Genomic DNA, 23,536 nt, shown 5'->3' with positions numbered 1-23,536 from the left:
AATGTGCAAGATAATAGGCTCACGGGATGACCCCCACGAACCAGCAGGCCCCCGTCTCGTTCGTCCCGACCATGAGCCGCGGGTGGCAGCTGATCCGGCGCCCCTCCGGTTGGCCCGTCGCCGACGACTTCCGACTCGCCGCGATCGAGCTGCCGCAGCTCGCCGACGGCGAGGTGCGCGTGCGCAACGAGTTCGTCTCCGTCGACCCCTACATGCGCGGACGCATGAATGACGTCACGTCGTACACCCCGCCGTACGTGCTCGGCGAGACCATGACCGGCGGTGCGGTCGGCCGCGTCGTCGAGTCCCGCTCCGACACGCTCGCAGCCGGCGACCTCGTGCGCCACTTCCTCGGCTGGCGAGATCTCGCCCAGGCCGACGCCGCGGCGTTCACCCCCACGACGGAGCTGCCCGGAGTGTCGTCGTCGGCCTTCCTCGGCGCCCTCGGCATGACGAGCCTGACCGCGTGGGTCGGCCTGCTGGTGATCGCGAACATGAAGCCGGGCGACACCGTGTTCGTGTCGGGCGCTGCCGGCGCCGTCGGGTCGGCCGTCGGCCAGCTCGCCCGACTGCGCGGCGCGAAGCGTGTGATCGGCAGCGCGGGCTCGGACGAGAAGGTGGCGCTGCTGACCGGCAAGTACGGCTTCGACGCGGCGTTCAACTACAAGAACGGCGACGTCGCCGGGCAGCTGGCGGCCGCCGCCCCCGACGGCATCGACGTCTACTTCGACAACGTCGGCGGGGAGCACCTCGAGGCGGCGCTGTACTCGTTCAACGACGGCGGCCGGGCGGCGATGTGCGGCGCGATCTCGATGTACAACGAGACGCGAGCCCCATCCGGCCCGCGCAACCTGTCGATGATCACAACGAAGGGGCTGCGGCTCGAGGGATTCACGATCGGCAACTACCAGCAGCACGCGCCCGCGTTCGCCGCCGAGGTCGGCCCGCTGCTCGCATCCGGAGAGATGGTCTCCGACGAGACGGTCGTCGACGGCATCGACAACGCGATCGAGGCGTTCTTCGGCCTGCTGCGTGGCGAGAACACCGGAAAAATGGTCGTGCGCACCGGCATGTAACCCCCGTGGATGCCTCCGGCGGGGTCCGAGTGGCCCCGCCGGTAGACTGAGGTGTAATCCCCAGTTCATCTCTTCGAAAGGGATCCCTCGTGCCAGCAATCGTGATCATCGGAGCCCAGTGGGGCGACGAGGGCAAGGGCAAGGCCACCGACCTGCTCGGCAGTCGCATCGACTACGTCGTCAAGTTCAACGGCGGCAACAATGCCGGCCACACGGTCGTGATCGGCAACCAGAAGTACGCGCTGCATCTGCTGCCGTCCGGCATCCTCACCGACGGGGTCATCCCGGTCATCTCGAACGGTGTCGTCATCGATATCGAGGTGCTCTTCGACGAGCTCGAGGCGCTGACCGCGCGGGGGGTGGATGTCTCGAAGCTGCGGGTGAGCGCCAACGCCCACATCATCACGCAGTACCACCGCACCCTCGACAAGGTCACCGAGCGTTTCCTCGGCAAGAAGCAGATCGGCACGACCGGCCGCGGCATCGGACCCGCCTACGCGGACAAGATCAACCGCGTTGGCCTGCGCATCCAAGACCTGTTCGACGAGAACATCCTGCGGCAGAAGGTCGAGGCGGCCCTCGATCAGAAGAACCACCTGCTCGTGAAGGTCTACAACCGTCGCGCGATCATGGTCGATGAGATCGTCGAGAACCTGCTCTCCTATGCGGAGCGCCTGCGCCCGATGGTGGGCGACACCGCCCTCGAGCTCAATCGCGCGCTCGACGACGGCAAGATCGTGCTGTTCGAGGGGGGCCAGGCCACGATGCTCGACGTCGACCACGGCACCTATCCGTTCGTCACCTCGAGCAACTCGACCGCGGGCGGCGCCTCCACCGGGTCGGGCATCGGCCCGGGCCGCATCGAGCGCGTCATCGGCATCGTCAAGGCCTACACGACCCGCGTGGGCGCCGGCCCGTTCCCCACCGAGCTGTTCGATGAATCGGGCGAGTTCCTGCGGTCGGCCGGATTCGAATTCGGCACCACCACCGGGCGGCCCCGCCGAACCGGCTGGTACGACGCCCCGATTGCGCGCTACTCGGCCCGCATCAACGGGGTGACCGACTTCGTGATGACCAAGCTCGACGTGCTCACCGGGCTCGCCACCATTCCCGTCTGCGTCGCCTACGACGTCGACGGCGTGCGCGTCGAGGAGGTGCCGGTCTCACAGTCGGACTTCCACCACGCCGTGCCGATTTACGAGGAGTTCCCGGGCTGGACCGACGACCTCACCGGCATCCGTCGCTTCGAGGATCTCCCCGTCAACGCGCAGTCCTACGTGCTCGCGGTCGAGGCGATGAGCGGATCGCGCATCTCCGCGATCGGCGTCGGGCCCGGCCGCGACGCGATCATCGTGAGGCACGACCTGCTCGACTGAGCCCGCGAGCCAAAAATGAAAACTTTGTAACGATTACCCCCCGTTTGGGCGACAGGCGACGTAAATTTACCTCGGAGACACATTTGCTGTCTTAGGTGAGATCTCACGCGTCCGTGTCGACCGATGGAGGAACCTGTTACATGCCTGTTCACAAGCGATCGAGAATGGGCCTGGCCGCCCTCCTCGGATTTGCCCTCGTAGCCACACCCCTGGCCGCAGCCCCCGCCATCGCCAACACGGCCGGCACCGGCGTCGTCATCAATGAGGCCTACCTCAACGGCGGCAGCGCCGGCGCGACGTACACCCGCAAGTTCGTCGAGCTGTACAACCCGACGGACGCCGCGATCAGCCTCTCCGGTCTCTCGATCCAGTATCGGGCAGCGACCGCAACAGCGAACCCCAGCTCCAATGTGGCACTCACCGGCTCGATCGCTGCGGGTGGCTATTACCTGATTCAGGGCGGCTCCAACAACACCCCCAGTGCCGAGCTGCCCACCCCGGACCTCGTCGCCAGCGCCATCAATGTGGCGGCCGGGGGCGGAACCCTCTTCCTCGTAAACGGCACTGCGACCCTCACCGCGCCGCCCACGGGGTCGATCCTCAACGATCCCGCCATTGCCGACCTGCTCGGCTACGGGACTTCCAATACCTTCGAGACGACCCGCGCGACCGCGGCATCCGTCATCCTCTCGCTCAACCGCACCAACGGCGTCGACACCGACGTCAACTCCGCCGACTTCACCACCGCAGCCCCGACCCCGACCAACGCGGCCGGCACCGGTGGCGGTCCGGACCCGGAACCGCCCGTCCCCACGACCCGCACGATCGCCGAGATCCAGGGCACCGGCGCAGCAAGCGCATTCGACGGCACGATCGCAAAGACCAGCGGTGTCGTCACGGCGAGCTTCCCGACCGGAGGCTACAACGGCTACTACCTCCAGACCGCGGGCACCGGCACGACGCTCGGCGCAGCATCCGACGGCATCTTCGTCTACTCCCCGGCCACCGTCGCGCAGGCGACCATCGGCAGCTACGTCGGGGTCACGGGCGAGGTGGACGAGTTCTTCGGGCTTACCCAGCTCTCCGTGCCCGCCGGCGGACTCACCGTGCTGAGCGAGCCCTTCGTGGCGCCCGTTCCGGCCAACGTCGCGCTCACCTCCGACGCCGTGCAGCGCGAATCGCTTGAGGGCATGCTGCTGGCTCCGGCGGGCGACTACACCGTCACCGACAACTACGACACGAACTTCTTCGGTTCGGTCGTCCTCACCGCCGGCGACAAGCCCCTCGTGCAGCCCACCTCGGTCGTCGAGCCCGGCAGCGCCGAGTACGCCGCGATGCTCGCAGCGAACCAGGCCGCAGCCGTCACGCTCGATGACGGATCGACGACCAACTTCAACAGCACCGCGAACAAGGGCATCCCGCTCCCGTACCTGTCGCTGGAGAACCCGGTGCGCATCGGCGCAGCGGTGACGTTCGTCACCCCCGTCGTGCTCGACTACCGCTTCAGCGCCTGGAGCTTCCAGCCGACGCAGCAGCTGACCGTCGACAACGCGGCGACGGTGCAGCCCGCGACCTTCGAGAACACGCGCACCGCCGCGCCCGAGAACGTCGGCGGCGACATCACCTTCGCCACCGTCAACGTGCTCAACTACTTCTCCACCACGGGCGACGAGCTGATCGGCTGCACCTACTTCAGCGACCGCACGGGTGACCCCGTCACGGTGAATCGCGGATGCGCCGCGCGCGGCGCCGCGGAAGAAGAGGATCTGCAGCGCCAGCAGGCGAAGATCGTCACCGCGATCAACGCTCTGGATGCCGACGTCGTCGGTCTGCAGGAAATCGAGAACTCGGCGGCGTTCGGCAAGAATCGCGACCAGGCGCTCTCCGACCTCACCGACGCGCTCAACGCGGCGGCCGGCGCCGGAACGTGGACCTTCGTGCCGTCACCCCTCGCGGTTCCGACCGATGAGGATGTCATCCGCACGGCGTTCATCTACAAGCGCTCGACGGTCAAGCCGATCGGGGAGTCGGTCATCCTCGACGACCAGGTTGCCTTCATCAACGCGCGCGAGCCCCTCGCCCAGGCGTTCCGGCTCGCGACGGCCGGTGGCGGCAGCGAGTTCATCGCGATCGTCAACCACTTCAAGTCGAAGGGCTCCGGAACCGGAGCCGGCGACGTGGACGCGGGCGATGGACAGGGTGCGTCGAACGGATCGCGCGTTCGCCAGGCGGTCTCGCTCGTCGACTTCGCCGAGTCGCTGAAGGTGTCGACCGGCATCGAGCGCGTTCTGCTCGGTGGCGACTTCAACGCCTACCTCAAGGAAGACCCGATCGACGTGCTCATCGAGGCCGGATACGTCGACCTCGGTTCGACGACGGGCGAGGAAACCTACTCGTTCGACGGCGCGATCGGATCACTCGACCACGTCTTCGCGAACGCGGAGGCGGCGGCGAGCGTCACCGATGTCGACATCTGGAACATCAACTCGGTCGAGTCGATTGCGCTGGAGTACAGCCGCTACAACTACAACGCGACGCTCTTCTACGCTCCGGACGCGTTCCGGTCCTCCGACCACGACCCGATCCTCGTCGGGCTCGCGATCGACCGACCGAAGCCGATCAAGCCGGTCAAGCCGGTCAAGCCGGTCAAGCCGGTCAAGTAAACCGAGTCGCAGCGACACGCGCAGGGCCGTCGACGTTCGGGTCGGCGGCCCTGCCGCTGTTCCCGGCGTGGTGCGGCGGTGGCGGATGCTCGGTGCCGGACGCCAGGGTGGGAGAATTCACTGATGACCGCGCAACGGCCCCTGCCCTCCGTGCTCGAGGGGCGATTCATTCGCCTCGAGCCGATGACGCGCGCCCACCTGCCCGCCCTCTTCGCGGCCATCGGGCATCCGATCGTCTTCGCGAGCGGCTACGGCGGCGGACCGGCCGGCTACCGCGACACGGAGGCTGGCTTCCTCGAGTGGGCGGAGACCTACTACGACTGGGACAACGGCAACGTCTACGGGGTCTCCGTCGTCGGCGGGCCACACGACGGCGAGCTCGTCGGCACGACGACCCTGTCGGATTTCGCGCCGGAGCGGGAGTTCGCACACATCGGCTGGACCGCGTACGACCCGCGCGTGTGGGGCACCGCGGTGAACGCCGAGGCGAAGTACCTGCTGCTCGGGCTCGCATTCGGGCACGGCTTCGGGCGCATCCAGATCCTCGCCGATGCCATCAATGAGCGCTCCCGTGCGGCAATCTCCCGGCTCGGCGCGACGTTCGAGGGCATCGCCCGCCGGCACCTTCCACGCGCGGACGGCTCGTGGCGCGACAGCGCGGTGTTCTCGATCGTCATCGATGACTGGCCGCACGTGCGCGCCCTGCTCGAGGAGAGGCTCGCCGCGCACGAGGGCCGCCCGGTGCTCTACCGGAGCATGCCGACCGCGGCTCCGCAGCATCCGTAACACGACGACTCATTCGGATACGATCCTCGGACAGCGGAATACCGCGCACTGCCGCCGGTTATAGCCCTAGTGACTCATCAAGGATTCCCCCTGCGTAAGAAGCTCCTCTCCGCCGTCGGCGCCGCCGCCATCGCCGTCTCCCTCGCCGCCTGCTCGACCGGGGCGAGCGGTGCACCGGATGCCGGTGCCGAGGCATCCGACGGGCTCACGCTCGCCGAGGTGCAGGAGCGCGGCGAGCTCGTCGTCGGCACCGAGGGAACCTACCGCCCGTTCAGCTACCACGAGGGCGGATCCGGCGCGCTCACCGGCTACGACATCGAGGTCGTCACGGCCGTCGCCGAGAAGCTCGGCGTCGAGGTCAGCTTCGAAGAGACCCAGTGGGACGCGATCTTCGCCGGCCTCCAGTCCGGACGCTTCGACATCATTGCCAACCAGGTCTCCATCAACGACGAGCGTGAGGCCGCCTACACGATGAGCGAGCCGTACACGGTGTCGCCGGGCGTGCTCATTGTCGCGGACTCGAACACCGAGATCGCCTCCTTCGACGACCTCAGCGGATTCTCGAGCGCGCAGTCGCTCACGAGCAACTGGTACGAGGTCGCTGTGGGCTACGGCGCCACGGTGGAGGCCGTCGAGGGCTGGGCGCAGGCCGCCGAGCTGTTGAGCCAGGGCCGCGTCGACGCGACCGTCAACGATGAGCTCACCTTCCTCGACTTCGAGAAGACCGAGGGCGACACCGGGCTGAAGATCGTCGACGAGACCGACGACGCCTCGCTCAACGCCTTCGCGCTGCCCAAGGGCAGCGACGACCTCGCCGCCGCGATCAACGAGGCGCTCGCCGAGCTGCGGGCCGACGGCACGCTCGCCGCTATCTCGGAGAGCTACTTCGGCTCGGACGTCAGCGAGTAGGTTGGGGTTCCGCGGCAACGCGCGGATCGATCGCAAGAGAAACCGCTGAATGGACTGGGAACTTTTTTGGGCCTCGCTCTGGCCCATCGTGCGCGGCGGCCTGCTCGGCACTATTCCGCTGTCGATCGCGTCGTTCGCGATCGGCCTCGCGATCGCGCTCCTCGTCGCGCTCGCCCGCATCTCCGGCATTCGCGTGCTGTCGGCGCTCGCCCGGTTCTACGTCTCGGTCATCCGCGGCACCCCGCTGCTCGTGCAGCTGTTCGTGATCTTCTACTGGCTGCCGTCGCTCGGCCTCCTGATCGACCCCTGGCCGAGCGCCGTGATCGCCTTCTCGCTCAACGTGGGAGGCTACGCGGCCGAGGTGATCCGGGCCGCGATCCTGTCGGTGCCGAAGGGGCAGTGGGAGGCCGGGCACACGATCGGCATGTCTCGCACGACCACGCTGCGGAGGATCATCCTGCCGCAGGCCGCGCGGGTGTCGGTGCCCCCGCTGTCGAACACGTTCATCAGCCTCGTCAAGGACACCTCGCTCGCGTCGCTCATCCTCGTGACCGAGCTCTTCCGCGAGGCGCAGAAGATCGCCGCGTTCAGCCAGGAGTTCGTCATGATCTACATGGAAGCGGCACTGGTCTACTGGGTGTTCAGCCTGGTGCTGTCGACCGCGCAGGCCCGAATCGAGAAGAGGCTCGACCGCTATGTCGCCCACTGAACCAGCATCCGCTCCGCTGCTCGAGGTGAGCGGGCTCGCCAAGTCGTTCGGCGACCACGAGGTGCTGCGCTCGATCGACTTCACCCTTCATGCCGGCAAGGTGCTCGTGCTGATCGGTCCGTCCGGATCGGGTAAGACGACGGTGCTGCGCTCGCTCAACGGTCTTGAGCAGCCCGACGCCGGAACCATCTCGGTGGCCGGCGGGGAGGTCGAGATCGACTTCGGTCTGCCCGTGCCGGTAGGGAAGCGGCTCGCCCTGCGTGACCGCTCGGCGATGGTGTTCCAGCACTACAACCTGTTCCCGCACCTGACGGTGCTCCAGAACGTCACTGAGGGCCCGATCGTGGTGCAGAAGCGGGCGCGGGCGGATGCCGAGGCGGAGGCCCTGGCGCTGCTCGAGCGGGTCGGCCTCGGCGACAAGCGCGACGCGTACCCGTTCGAGTTGTCTGGCGGTCAGCAGCAGCGGGTCGGCATTGTGCGCGCCGTCGCGCTGCGCCCGCAACTCCTGCTGTTCGATGAGCCCACATCGTCGCTCGACCCCGAGCTCGTCGGCGATGTGCTCACCGTCATGAAGGAGCTTGCCGACGAGGGCTGGACGATGGTCATCGTCACGCACGAGCTCGTTTTCGCCCGCCAGGTCGCCGACGAGGTGCTCTTCCTCGACGGCGGGGTCATCGTCGAGCGAGGTGCTCCCGAGCGGCTGTTCACGGCGCCGACCCAGGAGCGCACGAAGCAGTTCTTGAACCGGTTGCTGTTCCCATTCTGAGTGGCGCGAGGCGACCCCGCCGTTCGCGGCGGCTGGGGGCCGTGCCCTAGATTTGACCCATGACGGATCCGGGAACCTTCGACAGCGCCGAGAAGCTCCAGAGCCTGCGCCGCAGCATCGACAACATCGACGCGGCCCTCGTGCACCTGCTCGCGGAGCGGTTCAAGTTCACCCAGGAGGTCGGCTGGCTCAAGGCGACCGCCGGGCTTCCAGCATCCGACCCCGCCCGCGAAGCGGTGCAGATCGCGAGGCTGCGGGCGCTCGCCGAGGAGTCGCGGCTCGACCCGGCCTTCGCCGAGAAGTTTCTGAACTTCATCGTTGCGGAGGTCATCCACCATCACGAGGAGATCGCCGGCACCGGTTCGATTGACATCCACCGCCCCTGAAGCTTCTCTTTCATTATTCAGGAGTTGGTGGCTGAACTGACGGTGAGGCGGAGCCCTGCTTCTGCAAATGCGGCGGTGACGGCCTCGGCTGACCGCATTTGCGGCGTTGGCTTTCAGCCACTCCTGAATAATGAAAGCCAGCCCTCAGCATCCCTTTCATCATTCAGGAGTTGACGGGCGCGGCAGCGACTGACCGGTGAAACTAGCCGCATTTACGGCAGTTTTTGATTCAGGATGCCGCAGATGCGGAATCACCGCCCCATCACTCCTGAATAATGGAAGCCAGCAGCGCAGCGGCCGGCAGCCGGGGCCTCAGCCGAGCAGCGCCCCGAAGTGCTCTGCCATCGTCGCCGTGTGCACCGCGCGCAACTGCTCCATCGACACGGTGAAGTGGTCCTGCACCTCAAGCTCGCCCGACTTGTCGGTCACGCCGATGCGAAGCACCGGATAGCCGCGCCCCTCGCACAGTCCCTGGAACTTCACGTCGTCCTCGCGCGGCACCGATACGATCACGCGGCCGGTCGACTCGCTGAACAGCGCCGTGGCGGTGTCTACTCCGTCGCGCGACTCGATCTCGGTGAGCCACACGCGGGCACCGACTCCAAAGCGCATCACGGCCTCGGCGAGGGCCTGGCCGAGTCCGCCGTCGGCGAGGTCGTGCGCTGAGGCGATGAGGCTGCCCGCACCGCCGGCCTGGATCAGCGCGGCGAGGTTCATTTCCGCGGCGAGGTCGACCGCGGGCGGGCGTCCGCCGAGGTGGTCGTGGATGACGCCGGCCCAGGCCGAGCCGTCGAGCTCGAGCGAGGTGGTGCCGAGCAGGTAGATGTTGTCGCCCTCGTCCTGCCACCCAGAGGGAATGCGGCGGCCGACATCGTCGATCACCCCGAGCACCGCGACAACGGGCGTCGGATGGATCGGCACGTCGCCGGTCTGGTTGTAGAACGAGACGTTGCCGCCGGTGACGGGAATCTCGAGCTCCATGCATCCGTCCGCCAGCCCCTCCACGGCCTTCGAGAACTGCCACATGACCTCGGGGTTCTCCGGGCTGCCGAAGTTGAGGCAGTCCGAGACGGCGACCGGGGTTGCGCCGGTGACGGCCACATTGCGGAACGCCTCGGCGAGCGCGAGCCGGGCGCCCTGGTACGGGTCGAGCTGGCAGTAGCGTCCGTTGGCGTCGGTCGCGACCGCGAAGCCGAGGCCCGACTCCTCGTCGACGCGCACCATTCCGCCGTCGTCCGGGAACGACAGGGCCGTGTTGCCCATCACGTACCGGTCGTATTGGCCTGTGATCCAGCTCTTGTCGGCGAGGTTCGCGCTGCCGAGCAGGGCGAGGAACTGCGAGCGCAGCTCGTCGGGAGTCGTCGGGCGGGGGAGAGCGGATGCCGTGTCGGCCTGCAGCGCGTCGATCCAGGCCGGGTACGCGACCGGGCGGTCGTAGACGGGGCCGTCGACGGCGACCGTGCGCGGCAGGACGTTGACGATCTCCTCGCCGCGCCAGTTGATGATCAGGCGCCCGGTGTCGGTGACCTCGCCGAGCACGCTGGTCTCGACGTCCCACTTCGCAGTCACCGCGAGGAAGCCCTCGAGCTTCTCCGGTGTGACGATCGCCATCATGCGCTCCTGGCTCTCCGACATGAGGATCTCCTCGGCGGTGAGCGACGGGTCGCGCAGCAGCACGTTGTCGAGCTCGACGAACATGCCGCCGTCGCCGTTGGACGCCAGCTCCGAGGTGGCGCAGGAGATGCCGGCGGCGCCAAGGTCTTGAATCCCCTCGACGAGCTTGCCCGCGAACAGCTCGAGGCAGCACTCGATGAGCACCTTCTCGGCGAACGGGTCGCCGACCTGCACCGCGGGGCGCTTGGTCGGGCCGCCCTCGGAGAACGAGTCGGAGGCGAGGATGGATGCTCCGCCGATGCCGTCCGCGCCGGTGCGGGCACCGAAGAGGACGACCTTGTTGCCGACGCCGCGCGCGTTGGCGAGGTGCAGGTCCTCGTGTCGCAGCACCCCGACCGCGAGGGCGTTGACGAGCGGGTTGGCCTGGTAGACCGAGTCGAAGTAGGTCTCGCCGCCGATGTTCGGCAGGCCGAGGCAGTTGCCGTAGAAGCTGATGCCCGAGACGACGCCGTGCACGACGCGCGCCGTGTCGGGGGAGTCGATCGCGCCGAAGCGCAGCGCATCCATCACCGCGACCGGGCGGGCGCCCATCGAGATGATGTCGCGCACGATGCCGCCGACGCCGGTCGCCGCGCCCTGGAACGGCTCAATGTACGACGGGTGGTTGTGCGACTCGATCTTGAACGTCACTGCCCAGCCCTCGCCCACGTCGACTACGCCAGCGTTCTCGCCCATGCCGACCATCAGGTTCTTGCGCATCTTCTCGGTCGTCTTCGAGCCGAACTGGCGCAGGTAGTTCTTCGAGCTCTTGTAGGAGCAGTGCTCGCTCCACATGACCGAGTACATCGCGAGCTCGCCGCTCGTCGGGCGCCGGCCGAGGATCTCGCGGATCGCCGCGTACTCGTCGGGCTTGAGGCCGAGCGCGCCATAGGGCTGCTCCTTGTCGGGGGTGGCCTCGGCGTTCGCGACGGAGTCGGGGGCGGGACGTGTGGGGGTGTTTGCGGCTGCGCTCACGTGGACAGGACTCCTAGATCGGTGGGTGCCGTACCTGCCGATTCTACTGGGGGCGCGTAGCATCCTAATTTTGGTTTACTCAAAACAAGTGGTTGACTGGCAGAGATGACTTCGACCCACATTTCCCCCGCTCCGAGAGAGCTGCTGCGGGATGCCGGGCTCAAGGTCACCGCGCCGCGGCTGGCCGTTCTGCTGGCGGTCGAGCGTGCCCCGCACTCCGACGCCGACTCCCTGTTCGCAGCCGTTCGCCGTGAACTGCCTGGCACCTCGCTGCAGGCCGTCTACGGCGTGCTCGGTGCCCTCACGACCGCGGGCATTCTGCGCCGCATCGAACCGGCGACGTCGTCCGCCCTGTACGAGCGTCGGATCGGCGACAACCACCACCACGTCGTCTGCACCTCGTGCAAGGCCGTCGAAGACATCGACTGCGTGCACGGCGCGGCCCCATGCCTGGCCCCGTCAGCCAGCCACGGCTTCGTCATCGAGGCCGCCGAGGTCACCTTCTGGGGTCTCTGCCCGAGGTGCCAGGCGCGTGCGGGAGCTGCGCGAGCAGCATCCGCCCCGCCCGTGCGGTAGCCCCGCCCACTCCCTCTTCCACTCTGCCCCACCACCACAGTTAGGACATTCATGTCAGAGGACACCACCGCCCGTGCCACCACCACGCAGACCGGCACCCCGGTCGCGAGCGACGACCACTCGCTCACCGTCGGAACGAACGGCGTCGCGGCGCTGCACGACCGCTACCTGGTCGAGAAGCTCGCGCAGTTCAACCGCGAGCGCATCCCGGAGCGGGTCGTTCACGCCAAGGGTGGCGGAGCGTTCGGCCACTTCGTCGTGACCGAAGACATCTCGCGGTTCACCCGCGCGGCGTTCCTGCAGCCCGGCACCACCACCGAGATGCTGCAGCGCTTCTCGAGCGTCGCCGGCGAGCAGGGCAGCCCCGACACCTGGCGCGACGTGCGCGGCTTCTCGCTGAAGTTCTACACGACCGAGGGCAACTACGACATCGTCGGAAACAACACCCCGGTCTTCTTCATCCGCGACGGCATCAAGTTCCCCGACTTCATCCACTCGCAGAAGCGCCTGCCCGGCACCGGGCTGCGCGACCCTGACATGCAGTGGGACTTCTGGTCGCTCTCGCCCGAGTCCTCGCACCAGGTGACCTACCTCATGGGCGACCGCGGCCTGCCGCGTTCGTGGCGCGAGATGCCCGGCTTCGGGTCGCACACCTTCCAGTGGATCAACGCCGGGGGCGAGCGTTTCTGGGTTAAGTACCACTTCACGTCCAACCAAGGCAACGTCGAGATGGGCGGGGCCGAGGCCGAGCTCATCGCGGGCGCCGACGCGGACTTCTACCGCCGCGACCTGTCCGACGCCATCGACGCTGGCGACTTCCCCTCCTGGGACATGCACGTGCAGGTCATGCCGTACGAGGAGGCGAAGAACTACCGCTTCAACCCGTTCGACCTCACCAAGGTCTGGTCGCACGCCGACTACCCGCTGATCAAGGTCGGCACCTACACGCTCGACCGCAACCCGGAGAACTTCTTCGCGCAGATCGAGCAGGCCGCGTTCTCGCCCGCGAACACCGTGCCCGGCGTCGACATCAGCCCGGACAAGATGCTCATGGCCCGCGTGTTCTCCTACCCGGACGCCCAGCGCTACCGCGTCGGCGCGAACTACGCCGAGGTGCCGGTCAATGCGCCCATCTCGCCCGTGAACTCCTACGCCCAGGACGGCGCGACGAGGCACGGCTTCAAGCCCGCCTCGGAGCCCGTCTACGCGCCGAACTCGCGCGGCGGTGCGGTGGCGGATGCTGCGGCCGCAGGAGCCGGATCGTTCGAGAACGACGGCGAGCTGATGCGCTCCGCCGCGGCGCTGCACGCCGAGGACGACGACTTCGGCCAGGCCGGAACGCTGTACCGCGACGTGTTCGACGCCGAGGCCAAGGCGCGCTTCCTCGACACGATCAGCGGTGCGGTCGGCGGAGTCGTCGATGCCGGCATCCGCGAGCGTGCGATCCAGTACTGGACCAATGTCGACGCGGAGCTCGGGGCCAGCCTGCGGGCGAACCTGACCGCTCCGGTCGCGGTCGACGCCCGGTAGCCGCAGTGGTCAGAGGGCCCGCCCCCGTCGCGTCTGCGGCGGGCCCTCTGCCGACTGATGCGGGTGTTGTTCACGCCCGCGGCTGAGCCGCACCCGCGGGAGTGACCAGCGTGCGCGCGACTGATGTCTCTGCCGGTTGAGCAGGCCGCCCTCGGCCGTGTCGAAACCCCGCTGCGCCGAGAGCATCACCTCCCGAAACCGGCTGCGCATCCGTCCCGCACGTGCGAGAGTGAATAGTGACCATTCCCGCCCACCCCGCCGCCCGATCATGACCGCCGTTACCGACCTCGTCGCGCTGCAGCGCCGCACGGTGCGCGTTCTCGTCGCCGGGCAGATCCTCGGCGGAATCGGCATCGGCTCGACCCTCGCGATCGGCGCGGTGCTGGCCGCGCAGATCTCCGGATCGGATGCCTGGTCGGGCTCGGCCGCGACGCTCTCGACCCTCGGGGCCGCGGCCGCCGCGATCCCGCTGGCCCGCCTCGCCCAGCGCCTCGGCCGCCGACCCGCACTCGCCACGGGCGTGCTGGCCTCCGCGGCCGGCGCGGTCATCACGGTGATCGCGGCCGCGTTCGAGAGCTTCCCGCTGCTGCTCATCGGCTTCGGCCTGCTCGGCGTCGGCACCGCGGTGAACCTGCAGTCCCGGTTCGCGGCGACGGATGTCGCGAGCCCCGAACGGCGCGGACGGGACCTCTCCCTCGTGGTCTGGTCGACGACGATCGGCGCGGTCCTCGGCCCGAACCTGTTCGGGCCCGGCGAGCTCGTGGCCGACGCGTTCGGCATGCCGCCGCTCACCGGGTCGTTCGCGATCGCCGTGCTCGCACAGGTCGCCGCGGCGGTCGTGTACCTCACCGGGCTGCGTCCCGACCCGTACCTGGTGAGCCGGGACGTGCAGCGCGCGCAGGACCACGCCGACTCGGCCGCGGCCGAACTCAACGGCCCCGCCGAGCCGCACACGCCGTCGGAGGCGCAGGCCCTCGCATCCGCCGCCGCCCGCTCCCGCACCCTGCTCGTTTTCGCGATCGGCGCCATCGCCATCAGTCACGCCGTCATGGTCTCGGTCATGTCGATGACGCCGGTTCACCTGACGAACATGGGGTCGTCGCTCACCATCGTGGGCCTGACCATCAGCCTTCATATCGCTGGCATGTACGCGCTGTCGCCGCTGTTCGGCTGGCTCAGCGACCGCGGCGGGCGCATCCGAACGATCCTGATCGGGCAGGCGATGTTCATCGTCGCGCTCGTGGCGGTGGCGGTGGGTGCCGAGAGCCCGACGCTCGTGACGATGGGGCTCATCTTCCTGGGCCTCGGCTGGAGTGCCGCGACCGTCTCGGGTTCTGCGCTCGTCGCCGATCTCGTGACCGGTCCTGCCCGTGCCCGAATCCAGGGGCGCACCGACCTCATCATGAGCCTGTCGGGGGCCGGGGGCGGGGCGCTCGCCGGTCCCGTGCTCGCGCTCATCGGCTACTCGGGCCTCGCGTGGGCGGCAGGAGTGCTCGTGCTCTCGGTCATCGTGGGGGCGGGCCTCGTTGCACGGGTACCGACGCAGAAGGTGGCGGTGGATCAACTCGCGGAGTAGTTCGCCCGTCCTTTCATCATTCAGGAGTGACAGCCGGGTGACGCCTTTCGTCATTCAGGAGTGACGGCCGGGTCGGCGTGCGGATGCTGGGATTTCGAGCATCCGACCCCTCCCGCCACACCGATTCCGCGAGAAACGCAGCATTGTTGCGCCCACTCGGTGGTCGCCAGCCAGTCACTCCTGAATGATGACAGCGACCGGCGCGACGACGGTCCGGTGAACTGGTTGCTCACACCTTCAACTCCTGAATGATGACAGGACTGCGAAGGGCGGCTGCTTTCAGATCGCCGCGAGCGCCGCGATCGCGGAGGTGAAGATTGTCAGGCCGTCGGTGCCCGAGCGCATCGCGGCATCCGTGTCGGGCCCGAAGCCCTCCTCGATCGCGTGCTCCGGATGCGGCATGAGGCCCACGACGTTGCCGCGGGCGTTCGTGACGCCGGCGATGTCGTTGATCGAGCCGTTCGGGTTCACTCCGAGGTAGCGGAAGGCGACGTGCCCCTCACCCTCGAGGCGGGCGATCGTCTCGGCATCCGCCACGAATCCGCCCTCGCCGTTCTTCAGCGGGATGGTGATCTCGGTGCCGGGCGCGTAGCCGTTCGTCCACGCGGTGGAGGTGTTCTCCACCCGCAGCTTCTGGTCGCGGCAGATGAACGTGCCGTGGTCGTTGCGGATCAGGCCGCCCGGGAGCAGGTGCGCCTCGGCGAGCATCTGGAAGCCGTTGCAGATTCCGAGCACCGGCACGCCGCGATTAGCGGCCGCGATGACCTCGGCCATGATCGGCGAGAGGCTCGCGATCGCGCCCGCGCGCAGGTAGTCGCCATAGCTGAAGCCGCCGGGCAGCACGATGGCGTCGACGCCGTGCAGGTCGTGCTCGCCGTGCCAGAGGGCGACGGGGGTGGCACCGGCGAGCCGGACGGCACGCTGGGCGTCCCTGTCGTCGAGGCTTCCGGGAAAGGTGACGACGCCGATGCGCATCAGGATGCCTCGATGGGCGTTCCGGCCACGTGGGCGCCGTCGGTCTGCGACCCGGATCCGATGAAGTGCACGCTCACGACGTCTTCGATGACGGAGTTGGAGAGCATCGTCTCGGCGAGCTCGCGCACCTCGGCGAGGGCGGCCTCATCGGCATCCCCCTCGAAGGCGATCTCGAAACGCTTGCCGAGCCGCACGTCGGTGAAGCGCGATCTGCCGAGACGGTGCAGGGCGCCGGCGACGGCCTTGCCCTGGGGATCGAGCAGAACGGCCTTGGGCATGACCTCGACGACGATTGTGGGCACCGATGACTCCAGAGGCATTCGTGGGAATTGGAAACCCAAGTCTACCGCGTCGCCGGTGCCGAATCCGGATGCTGTGGGGCCGCCTACCACGTGGCGCGGGCCTCAACGGGTAATGTCAAGACCTGACCGAGAGGGGCGGAATGTTCAGGAAATCACGGAGCATCCAGATTGAGGATGCGACAGCCGCGCTCACGAGCGCGCCCACGCGGCTCTGGAGCGACTCGCTCGGGAGGGCCGCGATCCGGGCCGCCCAGGTTCTGCTGCTGCTCGTGCTGTCCATCGCGGCGGTGTACTCGTTTATTCAGCTCAAGCTTGTTGCGATCCCGGTGATCATCGCGCTGATTCTCGCATCGGCGCTGAGCCCGCTCGTCGCGCTGCTCGCGAAATGGATGCCGCGCGTCGTCGCCGCCGTCGTCGCGCTGCTGCTCGGTGTCTCGGCGTTCGGTGGCATCGTCACGGTCGCGGTCGTCGGGGTGCAGTCGCAGTTCGACGAGTTGACGAAATCCGTCAGCACTGGAATCGACGAGATCATCGCGTTCATCGAGGATGGGCCCCTGCCGATCGACCAGCAGCAGATCGACGACGCCCGCGAGGCGATCATCGACTTCGCGACGAGCAGCCAGTTCGGATCGGGCGCCCTCGCCGGGGTGTCGACGGTGATCGAGGTCATCACCGGCATCGTGCTGGGACTTTTCGTTCTGTTCTTCTTCACCAAGGACGGACCGATGATTTGGGCGTTCCTGATCAAGCCGCTGACCCCGGTCAAGCATGTGAAGGCGGAGCGCGCGGGCTCGCGCGCTGTCGAGACGCTCGGCGGGTACGTGCGCGGCACCGCGATCGTCGCCTTCGTCGACGCCTTCTTCATCGGGCTCGCACTCGTGATCCTGCAGGTGCCACTCGCGCTGCCGCTCGCCGTCATCGTCTTCATCGGCGCGTTCATCCCGATCGTCGGTGCAACGCTCTCGGGCGTCATCGCGGCGCTCGTCGCGCTCGTGACCGTGGACGTGACGGCCGCGATCTGGGTTCTCGTCGTGGTGATCGCGGTCAACCAGCTCGAGGGCAACTTCCTGCAGCCCGTCGTGCTCGGCAAGACCATCAAGCTGTACTCGCTCGTCGTGCTGCTCGCGCTGACCGCCGGCACCATTCTCGGCGGCATCGTCGGCACCCTGCTGTCGGTTCCGATCGCCGCAGTCGCCTGGGCGATCATCAAGTCGTGGAACGAGCCGCTGACGGCCACGGATCTCGCCCGCGTGAGGGAGCGCCAGCCCGCGGCCGCGGCGAAGAGGGGCTCGCGCGCACTCGACGCGAGGTGAGTCGCCCGGCGCCCACCGGCGTCAGGCCAGCCGGACCTCGTGATCGGCCCGCGCAGCGGTGCGCTCGATCAGCTGCGCATTGGCCTCGTCGGGGCCGAGCGCCCAGGCCGCAGCGTCCGCCGCCGACTTGCCGTACCGCTCGTGCCGCGCGATCAGCCGGGCCAGGCGGATGTCACGCTCGACCCCCACGAACAGGGCCAGGTCGAGCAGCGGCGCGACACGCTGCCAGCCGTCCCGATCATGGAGCAGATAGTTGCCTTCGACGATGATGACGCGGCGGTCGTCGGCGATCGGGACGGTGCCGGGCGTGGCCTCCTCCCAGTCGCGGTCGAAGCCCGGAGCAGCGACCGGGCCCGCGTCGGCACGGAGTCGCTCGAGCAGCGCCACGAAGCCGTCGATGTCGAAGGTGTCCGGGGCGCCCATGCGGTCTCGCCGGCCGAGCTCGACGAGCCGGGACTGCGGAAGGTGGAACCCGTCCATCGACACGAGCTGGGCGCTCGCGAAGCGGGCGTTCAGCCTCGCGACGAGTGCCTCGCCCACGGTGGACTTGCCCGCGCCCGGGGATCCGACGATGCCGACGATGGTGCGCGCGGTCCGCGGGGTGCCCGCAGTGACGACGCTTGAGATCTCATCGATGCTGCGCAGGATCGCCATGGCACCAGTCTGCCGGGTGAGCGCCGCGGCTTACCGCCTGAAGTCCAGCCCGGGTGCGGAGTCGAACACGAACTGTGCCCACAACCGGTAGCCGAGCGAGCTCGGGTGGAACTCGTCGCTCGCGAAGAAGCCCTCGACATACGGTGGCGGCGTCGGAATCGCGACAACACCCTCCAGGTCGCGCACGGCCAGGCGCGCGCCCATGTCGAGGCTCCCGGCGTGCCGGGCGAGGGTCGCACGCAGCGGCTCGGGCAGTAGTGCGAAGCGGTCGAACCGGGGCATGAGCGACACGAGCACCGCGGCACCGGGCGACGCCGCACGCAGGGCCAGCACGATCGCCCGCACATCGCGGGTGAACGCCGCGCGGGAGCGCAGGCCGAGCGCGTCGTTCGCGCCGATGGTCAACAGTGCGAGGTCGAAGGGAACGGATGCTGCCGCGCCGACGAACCGGTCGAGCACGTCTCTCGCGGTCGCGCCGTTCTCACCGATCGCGCGCCATGTGGTGCCCCGCCGCCAGCGCTCGGCGATCTCGTGAGCGATCCAGCCCGGCAGCGCCTCGTCCTGGGTTTTGGCACCGACGCCGGCGGCGGTCGAGTCGCCCAGCACGAGGAGGCGCAGCGGGTCGGGGCCCTGGTGGGATCCGGTCCACGGCAGCGCAGCATCCGGAAGCCGCGGGGTGTCCCTGCGCAGTTGCCGCGCCTGCGTCACGAGCACTGGCGCGAGGGGGAGCGCCGCCAGGCGGGTGAACTGAAAGGGCTTCACGTCGCCGAGGTTACCCTGATGAGGTTGCGCCACGGGTCGTCGAAGCTGAGCGTCTGCCCGTCGTGGCCGACCTCGTGCCCGAACCGCGTGAGCCGCTCCTCGAGGGCGCCGAGTCCGTCGGTATCCGGCACCACGATGTTCACAACCCCGAGCCCGAGCGCTCTCGTGCGCGGGGCCGCGCCGCGACTGTTCCACGTGTTCATGGCCATGTGGTGGTGGTATCCGCCCGCGCTCACGAACAGCGCTTGGTCGCCGAACTGCGCGGTCGCCTCGAAGCCGAGCCGGTCGACGTAGAACTCGCGCGCGGTGGCGACGTCGCCGACCCGGAGGTGCACATGGCCGACGGTGGTGACCGCGGCGGGCGCGTCGTCCGCGGGAATCCCGGCACGGGCGATGTCGGCCCCGGCGGATGCTCCCTCGCCGAGGTTCGCGCGCAGGTACGCGTTCGGGTCGAGGGGCAGGGTCGCCATCTGGATCTGCCCGTCGGTCCAGTTCCAGTCGGAGCGGGCACGGTCGAAATACAGCTCGACCCCATTGCCCTCGGGGTCGTCGAAGTAGAAGGCCTCGCTCACGAGATGGTCGGCGCTGCCGGTGAATGCCCCGGGCGTGGCGGTCGCGATGGAGTAGACGGATGCCGCGAGGCTCGCCCTCGTCGGGAACAGGATGGCGGTGTGGAACAGTCCCGCCGAGCGCTGTGATGCGTGGGTCAGGTCGGGCGCATGCTCGAGCACGACGAGAGGAGTGGCCCCGCGGCCAAGCGCGACCGTCGAACCGGCCGCGGAGATCACGTCGAGCAGCACCGCGTCGCGATACCAGCGCGTCATCGCATCGAGGTCGGAGACGAGCAGCGTGACGGTGCCCATTCTGGTGTCGGCGGCGAGCAGGTGATCCGTTGTCATGCCCTGCTCAACCGCGGGGGACCAGGCAATATTTCGGGGCGTCGTCACGTTCCCCCAGATTCTTTCATTCGAGTGCATCCAAATCGGGGCTTGGGGTGGAAGTAGTTCATGTAAGTCCGAATCCCACCGCCCCACGCGGGCTCAAGTTAGGAGAACATCGTGAAATCACGTCTCGCAGCCGGCGGAGCAGCCGGAGCAGTCTTCATCGCAGCACTCGCGGTGCCCCTGTCCGCCGCCGCCGCCGAAGGCGACGCGCAGCTCTCGGTGCTCCACGGCATCCCCGGAGTCACCGTTGACGTATGGGTGAACGGTGACCTCACCCTCGACGACTTCGCGCCGGGCACCCTCACCGACCCGCTGATGCTCGCTCCCGCGACCTATTCCGTCGCGATCACCGCGGCGAACGCGACGTCGGCCACCGACCAGGTCGTCCTCGGCCCGATCGACCTGCCGCTCGCGACGAACGGCAACTACACAGCCGTTGCGCACCTCGATGAGGCGGGCGAGCCGGCAGCCGGGTTCTTCACGAATGACATCTCGGCAACCGCCGCCGGTGAAGGCCGCCTTACCGTGCGCCACGTGGCTGCGGCACCCGCGGTCGACATCCTCGCGGGCGACACGCCCGTCATCGAGGGCCTCGAGAACCCCAACGAGGAGATCCTGAACCTGCCCGCGGGCGTCGTTCCGGCATCCGTCGTCGCCGCCGGCACCACCGAGCCGGCTCTGCTCGGCCCGGCCGATGTCGACGTCGCGGAAGGCGTGAACACCATCGTCTACGCCTACGGCAGCCTCGAGGACGACACGCTCGCACTCGCGATCCAGACGATCGACGGGCTCCACACCCCGCCGGCCGGAATCCCCGCGGGCCAGACCGGCGCTGCAGCAGCAGCCGACTCGGCGTCCACCACGTGGATCGGCCTCGGAGCGTTCGGCCTGCTCCTCGCCGCTGGCGCGCTGTTCGTCACCCGTCGCACCGCCGCGCGCCGCTAGGCAACCGGATCTGCACACAATGAAAAGCATCGGAGGGGTCGGAATGAGATCAGCACTACTCCTTGTTCTGGCCCTTCCCCTGCTCGCTGGCTGTGCTGCCGCCGAGGCGCCCGTCGCCTCACCGGCACCGGAGCCGGAGCCGTCGCCGTCGTCATCGTCATCGGCAACCGTTCCGGAGATCGCAACCAGGGATGCGAGCATCGGCAGCACGCAGGCCGCCGCAACGGTCGCCCCGGTGCGGCTGTCCATCCCCCAACTCGACATCGACATGCGGATCGACGCCATGGGCCTCGACGGCGACGGCGCCATGGCCTTGCCCGACAACGCGTCGGATGCCGGCTGGTACAAGTTCGGCCCGGGCGTTGCCAACGACTCCGGAGCCACCGTCATCGCGGCGCACGTCGATTCCCGGCACGACGGCATCGGCCCCTTTAGTCGGCTGAAGGACGCCTCGCCGGGGAGCACCATCTCGGTGGCGGGCAGCGACGGCTCGACCGTCGACTACGTGGTGACCGAGGTGCGGTCGGTCGGCAAGATCGACGCTCCGATGGCGGAAGTGTTCGACCGGGCCGGTGATCCGCGGCTCACCCTCGTGACCTGTGGCGGCGAGTTCGACTCGAGCACCGGTCACTACATCGACAACATCATCCTCACCGCCATACCGGCCGGTAAGTGACATGTTCGCGGCCCTCGTCACGCTGCCGGGCACTGCTCCTGAGCGAATGGCGTCTATCGGCCATTTGGAGATACCGTGATGGAGAGCACCACCTCGATCGTGGTGCCGGCCCAGTATCGACCAGCCGCCAGGACCCCCGTGACTGATTTGCTGCAGGACGACGACCAAGCGTCGCTGACCGCTGAGTTCGTGGCGGGCAGCGAACGTGCGCTTGCGGAGATGTACGAGAGATGGGCGCGGCTTGTGTACGGGATGGCCCTCCGCTCCCTCGGCGACGCGACCGAGGCGGAGGACGTCACCCAGAAGGTCTACGTTTCGGCGTGGATAGGGCGGCACACGTTCGACCCGACGCGCGCGCGGCTGGCCGCGTGGCTCGTCGGAATCGCGAAAAACACCATCGCCGACGCGCATGCGAAGTCGGCCCGCGACCGCCGCAACCGTGAGGCGGTCATCGCGACATTGGACGACGATGTGGCCGATTGGTCGGACGATGTCGCCGACCGGCTCGTCATCGCCGATGAGCTCGCACTGCTTCCCGAAGCCCCACGCAAGGTCATGCATCTGGCGTTCTACGACAACCTCACCCATGCCCAGGTCGCTGCCCGGTTGGACATGCCCCTCGGCACCGTCAAAAGTCATATCCGTCGTAGTCTTGATCGGCTCCGAACACGATTGGAGGTGAATGACGATGAACAGTGAACTGAACCACAGTGACCCCGATGTGCTCGCTCTGCTGGCGATGGGCGAGACCGTGCCCGACGCCGATGCGCAGCACGTCGCATCCTGTGAACAATGCGGGCGGGACGTGGTCGAGCTGCGTCGCGTTGTTGACCTCGCGCGCGCCGGAACCCCTGGCGGCTTCGCCGAGGCTCCCAGCGCCGACGTGTGGAGCCGGATCAGCGCGGACCTCGGCCTCGCGGCCGACGTCGTTCCCGAGTCGATTCGTCGGGCGGATGCTGCGGCCCAGGCCACTGCGAGCGCAGCGGAGCCAGCATCCGCGCCCGACGCGCCCGCACTGCACGCGGTTCCGCGCGCATCCGACGAGCCGCCCCTCACCGGCTCAACCGAGCGCGTGAATCGACACCGGGGTGCGGGGAAGCGCGGGCCGTGGATTCCATTGGCTGCGGCGGCGGCCGTCGTCGTCATTGTCGGGGGGATCGCCATCACCGCCGGTCTGCAGCAGGGGCCGTCGGCCGAGGTTCTCGCCGCGGCGGAGCTCGATGCACTCCCCGACTGGGCGGGTGCGACGGGCGAGGCGGTGGTCGAGGTGTCCGGCGACGGCGAACGCAACGTCGTCGTGACGATGGCGACTGAGGCAGACGTCGACGGGTACCGCGAGGTGTGGCTGATCTCCGAGGACCTGTCGGCCCTCGTGAGCATCGGCGTGCTTGAGGGGGAGGGCGGCCGCTTCGTGATCCCCGAGGGCATCGACCTCGAGGACTATCCGCTCGTGGACGTCTCCGACGAACCCCTCGACGGCAACCCCGACCATTCGGGCAACTCGATCGTGCGGGGAACACTCGAGTCCTGAGGCCGGTTTCCGCGGGCCGAGCAGGTCGCGCGGCTGGTGCTGCGCGTCGCGCCTGTCGGGTGGGTCGCGCTGGTCGAAACCTGCCCGGGTTGTCCGGTGAGGCCGCGGGTTGCGGTCGCTGTCGCTCCGGAAGAAGGACGGCAGGGATGGATGCGGCGGCCTGGTGTGCAGGTCGGCCGGCGGCGTTCGTTGTGGGCAGGTAGGCGATTTTGCTGATCGCGCTGGTCGCGCTGGTCGCGCTGGTCGCGCTGGTCGCGCTCGTCGTGCGGGCCGTGCTGGTCGCGCGGGTCGCGAGGGTCGCGCGGCGACCGTGTCGAACCTGCGTTCCTCGGCCCCGCGCCACGCGCTGTCCGGCCCTGCCCTGCCCGGCCCAGCCGTGCACCTGGGTTACGTCAGTGTCGGTGTGGGCAGTTTGCCGCCGCGTCTGGGTGTGCGTGTCGGGTCGATGCTCGC

General features: G+C 68.4%; 22 protein-coding genes. 16 read left to right on the top strand and 6 right to left on the bottom strand.

Translation table 11 applies throughout. The features are described from left to right. Positions 1 to 26 precede the first annotated feature (26 nt). From ABIB15_RS08475 to ABIB15_RS08440, 8 genes are all read left to right on the top strand, one after another. Positions 27 to 1,076 carry an NADP-dependent oxidoreductase gene (locus tag ABIB15_RS08475; RefSeq protein ID WP_354476892.1) on the top strand — a complete coding sequence of 350 codons (1,050 nt, stop codon included), beginning with the start codon at positions 27 to 29 and terminating at the stop codon, positions 1,074 to 1,076. Between the two features lie 89 nt (positions 1,077 to 1,165). After that, positions 1,166 to 2,452 (top strand): adenylosuccinate synthase, encoded by a 1,287-nt coding sequence (locus tag ABIB15_RS08470; RefSeq protein ID WP_354476890.1) that lies wholly within the window; start codon positions 1,166 to 1,168, stop codon positions 2,450 to 2,452. A gap of 140 nt (positions 2,453 to 2,592) precedes the next feature. Then, positions 2,593 to 5,115: an ExeM/NucH family extracellular endonuclease gene (locus ABIB15_RS08465; protein ID WP_354476889.1), complete on the top strand. Its 2,523-nt coding sequence runs from the start codon at positions 2,593 to 2,595 to the stop codon at positions 5,113 to 5,115. 123 nt (positions 5,116 to 5,238) lie between these two features. Next, a complete protein-coding gene (locus ABIB15_RS08460) occupies positions 5,239 to 5,901 on the top strand; it encodes a GNAT family N-acetyltransferase (RefSeq protein WP_354476888.1) in 663 nt (220 codons plus the stop codon). A 90-nt stretch (positions 5,902 to 5,991) separates the two neighbouring features. Continuing rightward, positions 5,992 to 6,810 (top strand): amino acid ABC transporter substrate-binding protein, encoded by an 819-nt coding sequence (locus ABIB15_RS08455; protein WP_354477138.1) that lies wholly within the window; start codon positions 5,992 to 5,994, stop codon positions 6,808 to 6,810. 49 nt (positions 6,811 to 6,859) lie between these two features. Next, positions 6,860 to 7,519 carry an amino acid ABC transporter permease gene (locus ABIB15_RS08450; RefSeq protein WP_354476886.1) on the top strand — a complete coding sequence of 220 codons (660 nt, stop codon included), beginning with the start codon at positions 6,860 to 6,862 and terminating at the stop codon, positions 7,517 to 7,519. Further along, positions 7,506 to 8,285: an amino acid ABC transporter ATP-binding protein gene (locus ABIB15_RS08445; RefSeq protein WP_354476884.1), complete on the top strand. Its 780-nt coding sequence runs from the start codon at positions 7,506 to 7,508 to the stop codon at positions 8,283 to 8,285. Before ABIB15_RS08450 ends, ABIB15_RS08445 begins: the two co-directional genes overlap by 14 nt. Before the next feature lie 59 nt (positions 8,286 to 8,344). Further along, positions 8,345 to 8,671, top strand: coding sequence for a chorismate mutase (locus ABIB15_RS08440; protein ID WP_354476882.1), 327 nt, complete (start codon positions 8,345 to 8,347; stop codon positions 8,669 to 8,671). 312 nt (positions 8,672 to 8,983) lie between these two features. On the opposite strand, the gene purL is transcribed toward ABIB15_RS08440, so the two are convergent. Then, positions 8,984 to 11,362, bottom strand: a complete 2,379-nt coding sequence (purL, locus tag ABIB15_RS08435) for a phosphoribosylformylglycinamidine synthase subunit PurL (RefSeq protein ID WP_502908928.1) — start codon at positions 11,360 to 11,362, stop codon at positions 8,984 to 8,986. Between the two features lie 42 nt (positions 11,363 to 11,404). On the opposite strand from purL, the gene ABIB15_RS08430 reads away from it, so the two are divergent. The 3 genes from ABIB15_RS08430 to ABIB15_RS08420 all read left to right on the top strand — a co-directional run bounded on the left by ABIB15_RS08430 (position 11,405) and on the right by ABIB15_RS08420 (position 14,981). Then, the gene (locus tag ABIB15_RS08430) at positions 11,405 to 11,875 is read left to right on the top strand and encodes a Fur family transcriptional regulator (protein ID WP_354476878.1); all 471 of its coding nucleotides are present in this window, start codon (positions 11,405 to 11,407) and stop codon (positions 11,873 to 11,875) included. Between the two features lie 51 nt (positions 11,876 to 11,926). Then, a complete protein-coding gene (locus ABIB15_RS08425) occupies positions 11,927 to 13,405 on the top strand; it encodes a catalase (RefSeq protein WP_354476876.1) in 1,479 nt (492 codons plus the stop codon). Positions 13,406 to 13,673: 268 nt separating this feature from the next. Continuing rightward, entirely contained in the window at positions 13,674 to 14,981 is a 1,308-nt protein-coding gene (locus ABIB15_RS08420; RefSeq protein WP_354476874.1) for an MFS transporter, read from the top strand. Between the two features lie 279 nt (positions 14,982 to 15,260). On the opposite strand, the gene purQ is transcribed toward ABIB15_RS08420, so the two are convergent. Then, positions 15,261 to 15,956, bottom strand: coding sequence for a phosphoribosylformylglycinamidine synthase subunit PurQ (gene purQ / locus ABIB15_RS08415; RefSeq protein WP_354476872.1), 696 nt, complete (start codon positions 15,954 to 15,956; stop codon positions 15,261 to 15,263). Next, on the bottom strand, positions 15,956 to 16,258 hold the full coding sequence (gene purS, locus ABIB15_RS08410) for a phosphoribosylformylglycinamidine synthase subunit PurS (protein WP_354477135.1): 303 nt from the start codon (positions 16,256 to 16,258) through the stop codon (positions 15,956 to 15,958). Before purS ends, purQ begins: the two co-directional genes overlap by 1 nt. Positions 16,259 to 16,398: 140 nt before the next feature. Between purS and ABIB15_RS08405 the strand changes: the two genes are divergently transcribed. After that, positions 16,399 to 17,571, top strand: a complete 1,173-nt coding sequence (locus ABIB15_RS08405; RefSeq protein WP_354476870.1) for an AI-2E family transporter — start codon at positions 16,399 to 16,401, stop codon at positions 17,569 to 17,571. 21 nt (positions 17,572 to 17,592) lie between these two features. Here ABIB15_RS08405 and ABIB15_RS08400 read toward each other — a convergent pair whose 3' ends face one another. From ABIB15_RS08400 to ABIB15_RS08390, 3 genes are read right to left on the bottom strand one after another with little or no spacing between them, the layout of a single operon-like run. Beyond that, positions 17,593 to 18,225: a nucleoside/nucleotide kinase family protein gene (locus ABIB15_RS08400; protein ID WP_354476868.1), complete on the bottom strand. Its 633-nt coding sequence runs from the start codon at positions 18,223 to 18,225 to the stop codon at positions 17,593 to 17,595. Positions 18,226 to 18,255: 30 nt separating this feature from the next. Further along, positions 18,256 to 18,987: an SGNH/GDSL hydrolase family protein gene (locus ABIB15_RS08395; protein ID WP_354476867.1), complete on the bottom strand. Its 732-nt coding sequence runs from the start codon at positions 18,985 to 18,987 to the stop codon at positions 18,256 to 18,258. Further along, positions 18,984 to 19,886: a VOC family protein gene (locus ABIB15_RS08390; protein ID WP_354476865.1), complete on the bottom strand. Its 903-nt coding sequence runs from the start codon at positions 19,884 to 19,886 to the stop codon at positions 18,984 to 18,986. The genes ABIB15_RS08395 and ABIB15_RS08390 overlap by 4 nt, the downstream gene beginning before the upstream one ends. A 159-nt stretch (positions 19,887 to 20,045) precedes the next feature. Here ABIB15_RS08390 and ABIB15_RS08385 point away from each other — a divergent pair, with 159 nt between their 5' ends. The 4 genes from ABIB15_RS08385 to ABIB15_RS08370 all read left to right on the top strand — a co-directional run bounded on the left by ABIB15_RS08385 (position 20,046) and on the right by ABIB15_RS08370 (position 23,083). Further along, complete coding sequence (locus ABIB15_RS08385) at positions 20,046 to 20,876, top strand: DUF4397 domain-containing protein (protein WP_354476863.1); 831 nt, start codon at positions 20,046 to 20,048, stop codon at positions 20,874 to 20,876. A gap of 43 nt (positions 20,877 to 20,919) precedes the next feature. Then, positions 20,920 to 21,552: a class F sortase gene (locus ABIB15_RS08380; protein WP_354476861.1), complete on the top strand. Its 633-nt coding sequence runs from the start codon at positions 20,920 to 20,922 to the stop codon at positions 21,550 to 21,552. A 78-nt stretch (positions 21,553 to 21,630) separates the two neighbouring features. Then, the gene (locus ABIB15_RS08375; RefSeq protein WP_354477132.1) at positions 21,631 to 22,251 is read left to right on the top strand and encodes an RNA polymerase sigma factor; all 621 of its coding nucleotides are present in this window, start codon (positions 21,631 to 21,633) and stop codon (positions 22,249 to 22,251) included. Next, entirely contained in the window at positions 22,241 to 23,083 is an 843-nt protein-coding gene (locus tag ABIB15_RS08370) for an anti-sigma factor (protein WP_354476859.1), read from the top strand. Before ABIB15_RS08375 ends, ABIB15_RS08370 begins: the two co-directional genes overlap by 11 nt. Positions 23,084 to 23,536: the final 453 nt, after the last annotated feature.

The organism is Marisediminicola sp. UYEF4 (assembly GCF_040546025.1).
Lineage (GTDB): Bacteria > Actinomycetota > Actinomycetes > Actinomycetales > Microbacteriaceae > Marisediminicola.
The sequence above is the reverse complement of the archived record's forward strand: the minus strand, read 5'-3'. Positions and strand labels throughout refer to the sequence as shown.